9 protein-coding genes are annotated in these 15,405 nt (G+C 53.1%); 5 read left to right on the top strand and 4 right to left on the bottom strand.

Annotated features, from left to right (window positions below; genetic code table 11):
* The first annotated feature begins 130 nt into the window (after positions 1 to 130).
* Positions 131 to 1,000 (top strand): DUF808 domain-containing protein, encoded by an 870-nt coding sequence (locus ACP3PW_RS08870; protein ID WP_426416338.1) that lies wholly within the window; start codon positions 131 to 133, stop codon positions 998 to 1,000.
* 357 nt (positions 1,001 to 1,357) lie between these two features.
* Positions 1,358 to 2,917, top strand: a complete 1,560-nt coding sequence (locus ACP3PW_RS08865) for a diguanylate cyclase domain-containing protein (RefSeq protein ID WP_426416337.1) — start codon at positions 1,358 to 1,360, stop codon at positions 2,915 to 2,917.
* 14 nt (positions 2,918 to 2,931) lie between these two features.
* Here ACP3PW_RS08865 and ACP3PW_RS08860 read toward each other — a convergent pair whose 3' ends face one another.
* Both ACP3PW_RS08860 and ACP3PW_RS08855 read right to left on the bottom strand, forming a co-directional pair.
* Positions 2,932 to 3,483, bottom strand: coding sequence for a hypothetical protein (locus ACP3PW_RS08860; RefSeq protein WP_426416336.1), 552 nt, complete (start codon positions 3,481 to 3,483; stop codon positions 2,932 to 2,934).
* 2,114 nt (positions 3,484 to 5,597) lie between these two features.
* A complete protein-coding gene (locus ACP3PW_RS08855; RefSeq protein WP_426416335.1) occupies positions 5,598 to 6,569 on the bottom strand; it encodes an IS30 family transposase in 972 nt (323 codons plus the stop codon).
* Between the two features lie 485 nt (positions 6,570 to 7,054).
* On the opposite strand from ACP3PW_RS08855, the gene ACP3PW_RS08850 reads away from it, so the two are divergent.
* Positions 7,055 to 9,808, top strand: coding sequence for a UvrD-helicase domain-containing protein (locus tag ACP3PW_RS08850; protein WP_426416334.1), 2,754 nt, complete (start codon positions 7,055 to 7,057; stop codon positions 9,806 to 9,808).
* Between the two features lie 136 nt (positions 9,809 to 9,944).
* A complete protein-coding gene (locus ACP3PW_RS08845; RefSeq protein WP_426416333.1) occupies positions 9,945 to 10,187 on the top strand; it encodes a hypothetical protein in 243 nt (80 codons plus the stop codon).
* 1,181 nt (positions 10,188 to 11,368) lie between these two features.
* Here ACP3PW_RS08845 and ACP3PW_RS08840 read toward each other — a convergent pair.
* Together ACP3PW_RS08840 and ACP3PW_RS08835 are read right to left on the bottom strand one after the other, a co-directional pair.
* Complete coding sequence (locus ACP3PW_RS08840; RefSeq protein ID WP_426416332.1) at positions 11,369 to 13,720, bottom strand: fatty acid cis/trans isomerase; 2,352 nt, start codon at positions 13,718 to 13,720, stop codon at positions 11,369 to 11,371.
* A gap of 81 nt (positions 13,721 to 13,801) precedes the next feature.
* Positions 13,802 to 14,197: a phnA protein gene (locus ACP3PW_RS08835; RefSeq protein WP_426416331.1), complete on the bottom strand. Its 396-nt coding sequence runs from the start codon at positions 14,195 to 14,197 to the stop codon at positions 13,802 to 13,804.
* 208 nt (positions 14,198 to 14,405) lie between these two features.
* Here ACP3PW_RS08835 and ACP3PW_RS08830 point away from each other — a divergent pair, with 208 nt between their 5' ends.
* Positions 14,406 to 15,389, top strand: a complete 984-nt coding sequence (locus ACP3PW_RS08830) for a YheT family hydrolase (protein WP_426416330.1) — start codon at positions 14,406 to 14,408, stop codon at positions 15,387 to 15,389.
* Positions 15,390 to 15,405: the final 16 nt, after the last annotated feature.

Raw genomic sequence — 15,405 nt, 5'->3', positions numbered from 1 at the left:
GGTGCGACGGCCCGTTTCACCGGGCCATCACAAACAAACCATAAAATGCAGTAGGATAATATTCTCTTTTTACCCGGAGCGGCCTTGGGTGTGCGCTCCTCCCCCTTCAAAGACGGAGTGTTGATAATCTATGGCCAGTGGAATTTTTGCGATCCTGGATGATATCGCGATACTGCTCGACGATGCGGCAGTAATGAGCAAGGTGGCGGTAAAGAAGACCGCCGCACTGCTGGGGGATGATTTGGCCGTCAATGCCGAGAAAGCCACCGGGTTTCGCGCATCCCGTGAACTGCCTGTGGTTTGGGCCATCACCAAGGGCTCCATGGTCAACAAGCTGATTATCCTGCCGCTGGCCTTCTTGCTGAGCGCTTACCTGCCCGGTTTGATCGTGCCCATCCTACTGGTGGGTGGTGCCTATCTCAGCTACGAAGGGGCCGAAAAGGTAAGCGAATGGTTTTTCCCCCATAAGCCCCACGCGATAGCCGCGCAAGAATCCGCTGACCCCGCCCAGATCCTCAAGCTCGAAGCCCGCAAAATAAAAGGTGCCATCCGCACCGACTTTATCCTCTCCATCGAGATCATTGTGATTACGCTGGGAACCGTGATTGAGCAGCAGTTCGCGGTGCAGGTGATCGTGGTGAGTCTGATTGCGCTGCTGGCGACGGTCGGCGTTTACGGTGCGGTTGCGCTTCTGGTGCGCATGGACGATACCGGTTTTTACCTGATAGAGCGCGCACCACAACAGGCGCCATGGCTGCGGCGTCCGTACCAGCTGATGGGTGAAGGGCTGGTCGCCGCACTCCCCAGGGTGATTCGCCTGCTCGGCGTGGTCGGTACTGTCGCGATGCTGTTGGTCGGTGGAGGAATGTACGTGCACAACATTGATGCGGTGCACCACGCCCTCGACATACTGCCCTCCATGTTGCCCGACCTGGTGGTGGGGCTGGTATTGGGCACCCTGCTGGTCGCCTGCGTCAAGTTGATCGGTGCCCTGAGATAGTGCCCTGAGATAGTGCCCTGAGATAGCGCCCTCCCGCCTGAAGCCTTACTGTTATCGCGTTGCGCTATCTTCAGGGCTCTGTGCGCATTAAAAGCCAACACCAATGTCACCGTTGCGCCGGCGGGAGCCCTGTTATTGCACGAAGCGATCAGCTTGCCCCTGGTGCCGGCATGGAGCGCGATTCCAGCGGTATCGCAATGGTGATTTTGAGTACCAGACCGGCAAAACTCGCCAGCCGATAGGGTAGGATGTATTGATCTGGATTCCTATCCCATATCCATGAGATAGAATATTCTGAAGGATCGCTCAACAAAGGAATAGCCAGTCTGTTCACAACAGATCGACGGGGCTCTGTGCATGAATACAACCGATACCATTCAGTTTTACTCCGACTTTAACTGTCCATTTTGCTACGCCCTCAACGAGCGGCTGATCTCCATGGGGGATACCCAGCGCATCCAATGGCGCGGAATAGAACACGAAGCCTCAGCCACCAGCGCGGTGGTCACGCCGGATGAAAAAAACCAGATTCTTAATGAGGTCGCGGTGGTCCGTAAACGGGCATCAGAGATTACGGTCCATGCGCCCCCGTTTAGACCCAACACTCGCCTGGTCAATCAGGTGGCCTATCACCTGCGTGAACAGGACCCCAAGCTGGCCTCGCAGTTTCGTACTCGCGTCTACCGAGCCCTCTGGATTGATGGCAAGGACATCTCGAACCCCGATTTCTTGAAATCACTCACCGCCGAAGTGGGGCTTGAGTTTCCGTCCGCCGAGCTCCTCAAGCAATTTCCCGCGGAGTTGCTGGAGTGGCAGAAAGAGTGGGAGGGAGATATCTATAAAACCCGCCTCCCGGTGATGTTCTCCTCCCTCAACAAAAAACCCCTGTTGGGCTTCCCTACTTACGACCTGCTACGCCATTTCTTCGCAGGAACCGAGCTTCCGATCGCACCGGAGTCCCTTGCCGCCTGCCAACTCAAACCCAAACAGAACGTATTACTGGTCGGCGAGTTTGATCCGGCCCGCTGCAACCTGGTGGAGCTGGAAGCGGCCTATATCCTCATCAACAGACCCAGCGCTGCCGCGGCCGAACAGTGGCTCAAAGAGCAGGACTGCGCCCCTGATGTGATCCTGATCGACTACCCATCACTGACCAGCGAAGGGCTAGCGCTCTGTAGCCGACTCAAGCGTGAACACAGCTATCGCCACACATCGGTACTGATCCTGCTCGATGGCCTCAACGATGAGCAGGAGATGGCCGCTTTCGACGCGGGCGCGGCGGATGTCCTGTTTGACCTATCCAACCCGAAAGTGGCACAAGCGCGACTGGATGCCCAGCTGCGCTCCAAACAGAGCGCCGCGATTCTGGACGCCCTCGCCCACCTCGACTACCTGACCGAGCTGCCCAATCGACGCGAGTTTGACCGCAAACTCGAGGATGAATGGCATCGTGGCTGCCGTAAAAATGAGCCTCTATCCATCATTATTATGGATATCGACCACTTCAAACTCTACAACGACCACTACGGGCACAGCATGGGTGACGACTGTCTGCGCCAAACTGCCAAGGCCATGGGTAATGCCGTACATCGACGCTCGGACCTGTTGGCACGCTACGGGGGCGAGGAGTTTTCGGTGGTGTTGCCCGACACCGATAGCGACGGCGCCAGCAGGGTCGCAAACGCAATTCGCGAGGCCGTAGAAGCCTGCGCCATCCCCCACGAAGACTCCTCCGCGGCGAAGGTGGTTACCATCAGCCTGGGCATTGCCACCACGGTTCCAACCCTGGAGATGATGCCCGACAAGCTACTCGAAGCGGCCGACGAAGCGCTCTATACCGCCAAGCAGCAGGGCCGTAACCGCGCGGAACTGCACCCTGCCCTGCGCCAGGGCGTGCACTGTACTGCACTCAACTGAGGGCGGCGGTGCGCCTAATCCCCCGACCGATCCTCGGGGCGCTCCGGGTCCGTTGGGTTTGACCCTTCGCCCGCCAGAGCCCCGCGCTCTTTCTCGTCAACGGCCTCTCCTGCGAGCAGCTGCTCACGGGCGATCTCATCCTTGGCCTGCTGCCAGGCATCGAGAAATGTTTGCAGGTTAGCGACCCGGGTGATGACCTGGTTACCCAGCGCAATGGAGTGAGTCGGCAACCCTCGTTCGGGCTGGTATTTGAGCCCCAGCAGGGTTTCACGGCGTAGCACGAAGCGCGGGCTCACACCGAGCACCAGCGATCGCACCCCCTCCGCCATTCGCCACAGGCTAATCAGAAACATGGCGGCCAGGGCCAGCAGGGTGAGCAACCCCTTGATGGGTCCCAGGCTTTGCCAGGGGATACCACCAAACAGCCCTTCGACCACCACACCTCCGAGGGCGCTGCCCCACAGACTGGTCAGTAACACATCCACCAGGCCGATGACCCGGCGCGCCCGAATATGAAACAGCTTGCGGTCGGGCTCATACCGTATATCACTTGAATTATCCGCCAAAAAGACCTCCTACCAGCTGTGCATCTCGGCTCACAGGGTATGACCCATGACGCAGAGAAAGTCATAAATAGACCAATGCGCCCAAGTGCAGTCCCATCAAGGCTAGATTTCACCCATTGAGCCCTCAGTATTGGGCGATGGTGGCAATAAATCCAGCCGGCTCAGGAGCTGACTGACCAGTCACAGACCAACGTCTAATAGAGTAATCAGCTTAAAAACCAGACACTTTCTATCAAGTTAGCGCGGCGAAACGTCCCCTTGCGGGTTCGAAATTGATGCGGCGCTAAAACCCGTTTTAGCCACTCGCCTGCTGGCGGCCTGGCCTAACCGGATCATGTGTTTGCACATGATAGCTATCAGTTTTCAATCGACAGACATTCCGCTCCTGTTCGTATGACTGATGGCGGATAGATTCACGGACGTCTCGATCGCCGATGTGAATCTATCTGTATCTCCGCATTACCCCTGTAGCCACCGGCTACAGGGGTTTTTTTATGCCCAGGGACGGGCGGTATGCCGCGGGGCCAAGGATGGCCAGGAGCGGCGCCCTCAGCATCCCCGATGCCACATTGATCCAACGGGAGCGATCAGGGGATGTGGGCCGATAGCTGCGCTCCTGCGCAATCGGCACTCCCCACGTCCTTGTGGGTCGTATGGCGCGAGAGCCAGGGACGGCGGTAGCGCCGCATGCCTACAGGATGTAGGTAGATCGCGAGAGCCAGGGATGGCGTCAGCGATCCCCCCTCCCGATCATCCTCCTTCGCACACCCATTGAATCTGGGTGTGTGCGCCTTTGGCGCGATGGTTTTTGCCTTGCGGCTGGCATGTGTCGGGACGCACCCCGACGGGTGCCTCAAGGGGGCGACCAGCGCCCCCTTAAGAATCCCCGCTGGCTCCCACCCAACCGGCCTTCGGCTGCGCGCGTCGCCGCTTCCGCTATCGGGCGCTCCGAGCGGGCTCCTGCCCGCACGGACCGGCTCGGCAGTCGCTCCCGGCCGTCCATGGCCTCCGCGACATTCGAACATCACGTTCATCATCGCCCCTTCGGGCCTCTTTCGATAGCGCAAGCAGCTCCTTGCCGGCTTGGAGGGTAAAGGGGTGTCACCTGATGGTTTCGTTGAACTCCAACCTGATGGAATAGCTCTTGGAACCCCACCCTTTCATCCACCTTGCAGATCCATTGGGTATGGGTGTGTGCGCCTTTGGCGCGATGGTTTTTGCCTTGCGGCCGGCATTGTGTCGGGACGCACCCCGACGGGTGCCTCAAGGGGGCGACCAGCGCCCCCTTAAGAATCCCCGCTGGACCCCACCAAACCGGCCTTCGGCTGCGCGCGTCGCCGCTTCCGCTATCGGGCGCTCCGAGCGGGCTCCTGCCCGCACGGAACGGCTCGGCGTCCATGCCTCACCCCTTCGGGCCTACTTCGATAGCGCAAGCAGCTCCTTGCCGGTTTGGAGGGTAAAGGGGTGTCGCCTGAGGATTTCCTTGAGGAGAATCCTTGTAGGTCGCCCTTCAGGGCGACACCACAAGCCATAAACTTGAACAATACTCATCCATCACAACAGCTGTATGTGAATACAGTGAGATAAGTCAAAAGGTGCTAAAACGCTCACTTTATCGCAGACACTGGCGCGTTTACCTCTGGAAAGCATCCAGCAATTGCTGCATTATCAGTAACTTAGAAAAAAGCAGGCAACCAGATACCGCGCCGCGCCACCATGAAATATGAGCCAGCCTGTTTTCACCGGACAATGAAAACCAATGAAACATAAAAAAGGTTTAAATCCAGTCTGTTACAAGACCACCATTCACAACAGAAACATGGCAAAACAAGCCGGCACAGAATTAAGCTGTTATGCATAAAAAATCCGAACCAATAATGAGTAATAAGTTCTTAGTCACCATCATGACGCTGCTTACGCGAATAGAAACCCTTCATGGTAAAAAAGGCAATGATGCATATGAGATGCTATTGAATATTTTGGTAAATCCATGCCGTGGAGTTAACGAGACTTGTGAACTGAGAAAAAAAATTCGGATTCTTGCATTATCACCTGAATATAGTTGGTCACCAATAGCAAAAATCACGCGGATTCAAATTCCAACCGCATCATAGTTAAGCCGCCTTGGCAGCCCGGTGTATATTCATCAATTTCTCAGGTGTTTTGAACCCCAACCCTTTCCTTGGCCGAGTATTAAGCCGTTCTACCGCCTGCCTGACATCTATCGCCTTAATTGCCTTTAGATCAGTTCCTTTCGGAAAATATTGTCGCAGGAGGCCGTTGGTATTTTCGTTTAATCCCCGTTCCCAGGAACTGTAGGGATGTGCAAAATATATATCTGCCGAGAGCGCCTTGGCAATTTTTTCATGGTATGAAAACTCTTTACCGTTGTCAGCTGTTATCGTGTGAACGATATCTTTTATCGGCCTGAGAAGGCGAATGGTTGCTTGAGTTACATCCGCAGCGCTCTTGCTATTAACCTGCGCTGAAAGTGTGTATTTCGTGACTCTTTCGACAACAGTGACCAGCGCTCCACGATGGCCCTTACCAATCACTGTGTCGATCTCCCAGTCGCCTACACGTGATTTCTCATCAACGACCTGAGGGCGATCATCTATGCTAACTCGATTCTTTATATGGCCCCGCGTTGACTTGCCGTTGCGACGCTTATCGTACCTCTTCCCCTGACGGCGAAGGTGCCTGTAAAGATCGCCCCCAGCTTGCTTATCGGCCCAGACATGCAGATAAATACTCTCATGGCTAATGAGCTGCTCTTGTTCGATTAGCAACCATCCCGATATCTGTTCAGGGCTCCATTCCAAACGTAACTTTGACTCGATTAGCTCGATGGCCTCCATAGTCATCTTGGTAGCACTTACAGCGTCTGCTCGGCGTCTTTCAGTCTTGCGCTGAGCCTGCCTATGACGATAACCCCTGCTTCCGGTATTTCTGGCCAACTCCCGGCTCACAGTAGACTGATTAACCTCTATGGCAGCCGCAATAGACCTCTGGCTAAAGCCGCTTTTCTTTAAGATAGAAATCTGGCACCGTTGTTCATAGGTCAGTTGTTGGTAGGTCTTTTTCATTACTTCATCTCTTGCCGGAGAAAAGGATGAGAGCTTACCTTCAGCTGGCCTCCTTCTCTACCGGGTTAGATGATGCACTTCAGATTTGAATCCGCGTCATAAACAATGAAGAAATACACAAATATATAGAGCTTGGCCAACAGATTGCCTATTTAAACAATCAGGAAGAACTTATTTTTCTACTGCAAGATTATAGGTTTCATGAAGCGGATGAATATTACAAAGGCAACATATCGGCCCTAGGAAAATTTGATTATGACGATATAAAAGTAAAATACGGCAAAAAACAGCAGGATGAAATATCAGCTTACTCTCGACAAAAAATTATAGAGCGTTTTGAATCATATGCATTTTCGAAGGCAGATAAATATTATTCTAAGTATATAAGCTATGTTGACGAATCTTGGTATGAAGACAGGAAAAAAATATATAAAAATAAACAATTAAATGAGAAGTTAGCAAAGTTAAAACAGCAAATAAAAATATTGCTGGAAGACTTTAAATTCATAGAAGCTGATTTAGTATTTAAGCAAAATTCTGAATATATTAGCAGAGAGTGGTTTTACGAACTTAAGTATAAAAATGAGGATGAAGCAAAGCGAATAGAAAAAGAGAAATTGCTCGCAGCACAACGTGCTGAACAAGCACGAATGGAGAAAGAAAGACAGCTGCGTGCTGAACAAGCACAACGTGCTGAACAAGCACAACGTGCTGAACAAGCACGAATAGAGAAAAAAAGACAGCTGCAGGAGAAAGAAAAGGCCCTTGCAAGGGTGAAAAAGTGTTTTGAGAGTGATTTTCTTAGAGCAGATAGCCTCTACGGAGAACAATATTCTGAGATAATTTCTCGTGAAGAGTACGAGAAAGAGAAAGCTGGCTTTGTTCGATCCTGGGTAAGGACTCATACTAAAGTTGAGCTTGATGGCGAACAGTCAACAGCAATAGCAAGCTATGGAAAGCATATACAGGTGATAGCTCGTGCAGGTAGTGGAAAAACTACTACACTTGTAAACCGCGCCATTTTCCTGCAAAGACACTGCTACATACCACCTAATCAGATAATCCTGCTTGCATTTAATCGAAAAGCAGCAGAAGAAATAAAGGAACGGCTCAAGAAATATTTCGGGGATAGTATTCCCCATGTAATGACATTTCACGCGTTAGCCTACGCAATTGTTCATCCAGAAGAAGCGCTTCTCTATGATGACCCCGCTAACAATTCCCTAGCAAAGAGCCAATCACTTCAACATGTGATTGATGATTTTCTGAGCAACCCAAGGTTCCGAGATGAAATTCGATTATTAATGCTTGAACATTTTCGGACTGACTGGGAAAGAATAGTTTCTGGTGGATATAATCTAGGGAAAAGTGAATTTATTGAGTATCGCAGAACATTACCGAATGTCAGTCTTCGTGGCGAGTATTTAAAGTCCCATGGAGAGAAGCTTATAGCGGATTTCTTGTTTGAACATGACATCCCGTATAAGTACGAAAGAAATTATTGGTGGCATGGCGTTAACTACCGACCAGATTTTACAGTATTTCTTTCTCCCGAAAGTGGTCTTATCGTTGAATACTTTGGTCTGCGTGGCGACCCTGATTATGATGAATTAACTGAAGATAAAAGAAGATACTGGGAACACAACCACTCTTGGAAGCTCGTGGAAATAACCCCCAGTGATGTATCCATAGGGCGAGAGGAATTTTTCACCGTATTCAAACAGATTTTGGAAGATAACGGCGTGATTTGCTCGCGTCTAACTGAAGATGAAATATGGGATAGGGTTAAAGGTAGGGCAATAGACCGGTTTACAAGTACATCAGTCGGTTTTATCCAACGATGCAGAAAGCTATCTCTTACTCCAAGGCAATTGATGAACCTTGTGGATTCACGGAATTATTTGAGTTCAGTTGAGGAGCAGTTTTTGCAGATCGCACAACACCTCTATAGCGCATACCTCGAACGTCTAAGTGCAACTGGTGAAGAAGATTTCGACGGCTTGATGCAGAGAGCGGCCGGCAGCATAAGTGAAGGGAAATCAATATTTGAAAGAAAATCAGGAAAAGGAGATTTAACAGATATACGTTACATATTTATCGATGAGTATCAAGATTTCTCTGATTTATTTCTTAAACTAGTAGAAGCGATACGATCTCAAAATGATGGAATAGAGTTTTTCTGTGTTGGAGATGATTGGCAGGCTATAAACGGGTTTGCCGGGTCTGACTTACAGTTTTATGAGAATTTTAAACATTACTTTTCCCCCTCTTGTGAGCTGTACATTTCGACTAATTACCGATCATCTAAATCGATCGTATCACTTGGTAACGCCCTAATGAAAGGGCTTGGAAAACCTGCTGAATCATATAAAACAGACAACGGAACAATTCTGTATGGCAACCTTGAGAATTTCATCCCGTCTGATAGGGAAAAAGAGCGTCACAATGGTGATGAGATTACACCCGCAGTATTGAGGCTTGTATCGAATTTGTTGTCTACCGACAAAAACGTGGTTCTTCTTTCTAGAAAAAACACATTACCTTGGTACGTAAATTATGATGTTGTTAAATCTCGCAAGAAAAATTGTCTCGATGATTATTGTGACCTTGTACGCTCCTTTTTTCCTGAAGATTTGAGATATAGAATTTCTACATCTACAGCCCACAAATATAAGGGTCTTCAAAATGATGCGGTAATCGTAATTGATGCTGTTCTACGGAGCTACCCTCTTGTTCACCCTGATTGGGTTTTTACACGAGTTCTTGGCGACAACATTGAAAAAATCATTTCTGAGGAAAGACGTCTGTTTTATGTGGCACTTACTCGTGCGGTAGATACCTTGATTGTCCTAACTGAACAAAACAATATATCACCATTCCTTCAAGACACAATATCCAGCCAAGCATTTCAATATGTTTGTTGGGAAGAATTTCCACCAGTTAAAGATGAAAATAGCCGCCTAACAGTTCGAGTAGGAAATCTAAACCAGCAAAACACCGGTGCGACGTACGCTATAAAAGATCAATTGAAGGCAAGCGGTTACCGATGGGACTCGAGGAATAAGGTTTGGCAAAAAAGTTTCCGAGAAGAGGGGTTCTCTCTTGGTAGCCTGCAAAAATCCATTTGGTCACCGTTAGCTAATGAAATATGCGTTCATATCGTCGATGATCATGAATCAGTGGTTGACATATATGCCATTCATTCTGGACAGTGGAGCTCACTGAGAAAGAATGCATAACAAGGCGCTGAACTCGGACAAAATAAAGCTGCGCCGCTTCGCTATGCAGCGTTATTTTGCCGGTGATCTTAGTCGTTAGCTGTTTAATAAAAAGTGTTAAGTGCGCAAAACTATAAAGGGTTAGTTGGGAGAATTTATGCGGTTTCAGAAGCATGTAACTTCTTACATGACTTGGTATGTACCAGAAAGTAAATCGAAAGCAAAAAAATGGTATTTCATAAAATCGGACGGTAAGTTCTATCGCTTTTCTGTTGATGTTGAACAGTTAAAGGCGTGTAATCAAGTATCAAATAATGAAGTTACAGAAGAATTATCACTTCCCAAAATGAAATTTATGGGAAGATCTAAATTAATGACAGTGGGCTATAGGCTAAAATAGCTCCAATTACTAACACAAGTTGTATGCCTCCCCTCCAAACCGGCAAGGAGCTGCTTGCGCTATCGAAGTAGGCCCGAAGGGGCGAGGCATGGACGCCGAGCCGTTCCGTGCGGGCAGGAGCCCGCTCGGAACGCCCGATAGCGGAAGCGGCGACGCGCGCAGCCGAAGGCCGGTTTGGTGAGGGCCAGCGGGGATTCTTAAGGGGGCGCTGGTCGCCCCCTTGAGGCACCCGTCGGGGTGCATCCCGACACAATGCTGGCAGCAAGGAGTCACCGCTGTCGCCCCGAAGGGCGACCTACAGGGATTCTCCTCAAAGAAACCATCAGGCGACACCGCTTTTACCCTCCAAGCCGGCAAGGAGCGGCTTGTGCTATCGAAAGAGGCCCGAAGGGGCGATGATGAACGTGATGTTCGAATGTCGCGGAGGCCATGGACGGCCGGGAGCGACTGCCGAGCCGTTCCGTGCGGGCAGGAGCCCGCTCGGAACGCCCGATAGCGGAAGCGGCGACGCGCGCAGCCGAAGGCCGGTTTGGTGAGGGCCAGCGGGGATTCTTAAGGGGGCGCTGGTCGCCCCCTTGAGGCACCCGTCGGGGTGCGTCCCGACACAATGCCGCTAGGCAAAAACCATTGCGCCCTAGGCGCACACACCCAGACGTAATTGGTCTACAAGCCACCGCTGTCGCCCCGAAGGGCGACCTACAGGAGCTCTCCTCAAAGAAACCGTCAGGCGACACCTCTTTACCCTCCAAGCCGGCAAGGAGCTGCTTGCGCTATCGAAGTAGGCCCGAAGGGGCGAGGCATGGACGCCGAGCCGTTCCGTGCGGGCAGGAGCCCGCTCGGAGCGCCCGATAGCGGAAGCGGCGACGCGCGCAGCCGAAGGCCGGTTTGGTGAGGGCCAGCGGGGATTCTTAAGGGGGCGCTGGTCGCCCCCTTGAGGCACCCGTCGGGGTGCGTCCCGACACAATGCCAGCCGCAAGGCAAAAACCATCGCGCCAAAGGCGCACACACCCAGACTCAACTGGTGTGCGAAGGAGGATTAGCGGGCTTCCACCGCTGTCGCCCCGAAGGGCGACCTACAGAGGGTTACACCTTAAAGCACCCGTCGGGGTGCCTCCCGACACCCTCCCGCCCCGAAGGGCGACCTACAGAAACAGCGCCTATACAAACCCCAAACACTACCCCTAGCGATTTTCCAATCGACTGTAGTCGAGCACGCCGCTGTCGACCGGGTTCAGATCGCGATAGGCTTTCTGGAACGGATCACTCAGGGACCAGAAGTTAGGGTCCGTGCGCCGCACGCCATAACGATCCACCAGCGCCTCGTAGTCGTCCTGGGTTTCCATCGCAGACAATTGGCCGACAAACGCCTTGAGCTGGGACTCGTGCACCTGGTAGAGCGCATTGGGGTAACTACCGATAAAACCCGCTATGACGTCCAGGGTATCTTCATCGGGCTGGCGCTCGTCCTGCTCGTCAAACATGGCGGTGATATTACGGTGCGCATTATTATGAACAAGAGTCACATAATGATAGCTGTCTGGCGATAGAATCCGTACATAAACTGTTTGCGGAAGCAGAGTCACCGCGCCGCCTTTCAGTTTGCTCAAGGGTGCAAAACCGTCACGAATGTTGGCATTGGGTAACGACTGCAACTGCTGCTTGGTGGGCAACACCGGGGATAGCCGCCGCGCCAGCATCTCATAAAGCTCCAACTTTTGATTATCGGTTTTATAATCAATCGCCAGTTTTTCATCTGCCTCGAAATTGGGCAGGGTCATATAATCCAATACCGATTTTTCCGCGCCCCGATACCAGAAATTTCGCTCTCGAGCGCGGGCCTCCTCCGGCAACAGGAGCAGGAAGTTCGCCTCGCCCTCCATACGCAAAAAGTCCATATAGAGTCGCGTCACGAGCTGGTGTCCGGTATTGCCATACACGTCGTAGCCGGTCACCAACAGGTAGTGAATGCGCTCAAGCAATTCGTAGCCGATCAACCAGGCGGTTTTCGGTGGCTCACCCAGCAACCCCTGCTCCACCGTCGCGCTGTCAAAATGGCGATAGACCGTTAACGCCGCGTTGGGATTATTTCCATCGCCATCCCACACCCAATCCAACCCAAAACGCTCGTCACCCAACTGTTGGCTCAGATAAGCATCCTTCTCCGCCAGCAGCGTTTTTTGCTGGGCGGAATAACGTAACCAGTGGGTCATGGGGGTATAGATATTGTCGCTGGCCGCGGGCAGGTCCAGCCGTTGACTGCGCTGCGCCATGTAGGCCGCGGATTGCTCGTAACCCGGCAGGTCCGGTTCCACGAAATAGACCCAGAAATGATCATTAATAACGTTAAGAGCAACCTGTCCACGACAAACCGGACCCTTTATAAAGCCGTTAATCGTGTAACGGGCTTCATCGAGCATAAACCGGTAGCGCGCCTGTACGGGTAACTGGCTAAAGGTCAGGAACGGGTTGGATGCCTGTTCATCGTCGTAGCCGGGTAGTTGGGTGACCTGATAATCACCACTAAAAAACAGGTCATTCCAGCGTTGCATGCGCTCGCCATCGAGGCGATAGGGCATATGGGTCTTGGCAACAATGGTTTCGGTGTGGGGTATCAGTCGATAATAGACCCGCTCCACCCCCGGATCACCATAAGGCCTCCGGGTGGCAATGCGCTGCACGGGTTTTCCGGGAGGCGTTGAGGAGCGCACCAACTGAAAGAAGCTTCGCTCATCGACGTCGGGAAAATAGAGATGGGCAAGGTAGAGGTGTTCATACATATAGCGGCTGACTAACCGCGAACGCATATCATCGCCGTTAAAAAAACGCTCCCAGCGGCGCTGCTTTGCGACCAGCGCTTCGCTCAGTGGGGGACGCGGCGTGTGCATCGCACCCTGCTCCAGCCAACGCAGCAGCAGGTTCTGCTCGTGGGGGGGCAGGCCCGGCAGTGCATAGGGCATTCCCCACAGAGGGTTGTCATTGGCGAACAGATCAAACGCCTCCGCCGTTGTGCACACCTCCTTGCGATCAAGGGAGATATCCAGACTCTCGGGAAGCAACTTCTGCGCGGGCAGGGGGTGCTGCTGCTTAAGCCGCAAAATACGATACATCACCCCGGCGTCACGATTGGCCTGGGGGGTGTTTTCATATTCGTTCAACACCGGAAAGAACCCTCGCCGACGCCAATCGCCCGTGCTGTGGGCATCCTCGTTAAGGCGCGTGGGGGGGGCGGCACGCAAGCGCACAGAGTTATAGACTTTAGCGCGCGAACTACCGCGATCGATGCCATCGCTGGAGGTGAGTTTAAGCTGGCACGAGGCATCGTAGCAGGCGTGGCAAACCACACAGCGCTGCTCCAGCACCGGTTTGACCTCACTCCAGTAGTCGACCTGATTGGGCGGCAGGGTCTCTTGCGTGCGCTCCCGGGGCTCGGATTCGCCGTAGCGCTCCTGCAATGTCATCGCACCAAACCCGGCGCAGCCGCTAAGAACAACGACCCCACCCAGCAGAATAAGACGATTAAATTTCACTATCATTGCGGTCGACCTCTCGCTTGCTGCTTCCTTGGCACACTGCCACCTCCTTTTTGACGAGGACTCCCCCTGCGCGGCACCTCGTCAGGGGTTATCGACCCACTGCTCAACCTCGGGGTCGAGGAACAGGGGATCGAGTATCTCCTGCGCCCAGTCGTATCGGGTAGCCAGCTGTCGCGCCATGCGCACCGCAACCACCTGCACAGCCGGTTCCGTGCTCCATACGGCGCGCCCGAGAAGACGCCAGTGGTCGGCTTGCACTCGCTTCGGATTGAGCAACTGCTGCTGGCAATCCTCACAGATCAGAATGCAGCGCTCAAACTCCGGCTCTACCGGAACCGGCTCTACCTCATGGGTAACCAGCTTGACGCCGGAGGCCTCGCAGAGCTCGCAACAGGAGCTGGCACGGCGCGCGAGATCCTTACCAAACCAGGAGAGGGAATCCTGACGTGCGCGGTGTTTATCCAAACCTTTGGCCATAGCTTTTGTAACCCCTGATACCCTTGTTTTAGTTGCCCCGTCATGACACAGGGCGTTGCGCTCACCATAGCAAAAAGCGGTGCACTGAGCACCGATAATCATCGCCAGCCATCACCGCAGGTGATAACCACACGAGGTGCTTGTGCTCAGCCCGTCACGGCACTAGAGTAATCCCACTACCCGCAGGCACCCGCATCCATGCACCCTTGTGACACTCCCCCCCCTCGATCCCTTTACTCCCCGCTGGCCCTTCACCAGCGGTCATGTGCAATCGCTGATGGCGAGCATGCCGCTGCGCAGGCCTTTGGAAAAATGGCGCGCTCGTAACCTGCGGGCATGTAGCCAGGAGATGATATTCAACTGCGGCAATAACGTGCGCCTGCATGGTGAATACAGCCCCCAACCCTCCCCCAGCGGTAAACTGGTGGTGCTGATCCACGGCTGGGAGGGCAGCAGCGAATCCCTTTACCTGCTATCGGCTGCGGCGTACCTGTTCGAACAGGGATTCGATCTTTTGCGCCTTCACCTGCGCGATCACGGCCCCAGCCATCACCTTAACCGGGAGCTGTTTAACTCCTCTCGCGATGCGGAGGTAGCGGGGGCGATGCACGATATCCAGAGCTGCCTGCAACCCCACTCATTAATGCTGGCCGGATTTTCCCTTGGCGGTAACTTTGCCCTTCGCGTCGCCCTGCGCGCCGCTGAATACGATATACCACTGACGCGGGTGGCGGCCGTCTGCCCCGTACTCTATCCCCCCTCAACCATGGACTCCCTGGAGCATGGTTGGTCGATCTACCACGACTACTTCGTGCGCAAATGGAAACGATCCCTGGCCACCAAGCTGGAGCACTTCCCCGAACTAGGGTACCGCGAAGAGCTGCTCAATATGCGTTCGCTGCGGGAGATGACCGATTATTTCGTTCGCCATCACACCGATTTCGACGGCACCGAACCCTATCTGCAAAGCTATTCGATCATCGGTGAGCGGATGGCAAAGCTGAAGGTTCCGGCACTGTTACTGGCGGCCGAAGATGACCCGGTCATACGGGCCGAGAAGATCACCGAGCTGGCGGATAACCCCCATCTTGAGATCCAGCTTACCCGCCACGGCGGTCACTGCGGCTATATCAAAAACTGGTCATTGCGCAGCTGGGCCAACGAGGCGCTGTTCAGGTTTCTGAGCCACTAGCGCGAGGGCACGCGCT

The sequence above is a fragment of the Aestuariirhabdus sp. LZHN29 genome, from assembly GCF_049985285.1.
Classification (GTDB): Bacteria; Pseudomonadota; Gammaproteobacteria; order Pseudomonadales; family Aestuariirhabdaceae; genus Aestuariirhabdus.
Note: the sequence above shows the minus strand (reverse complement) of the source record. Positions and strands in the feature narration are given on the sequence as shown.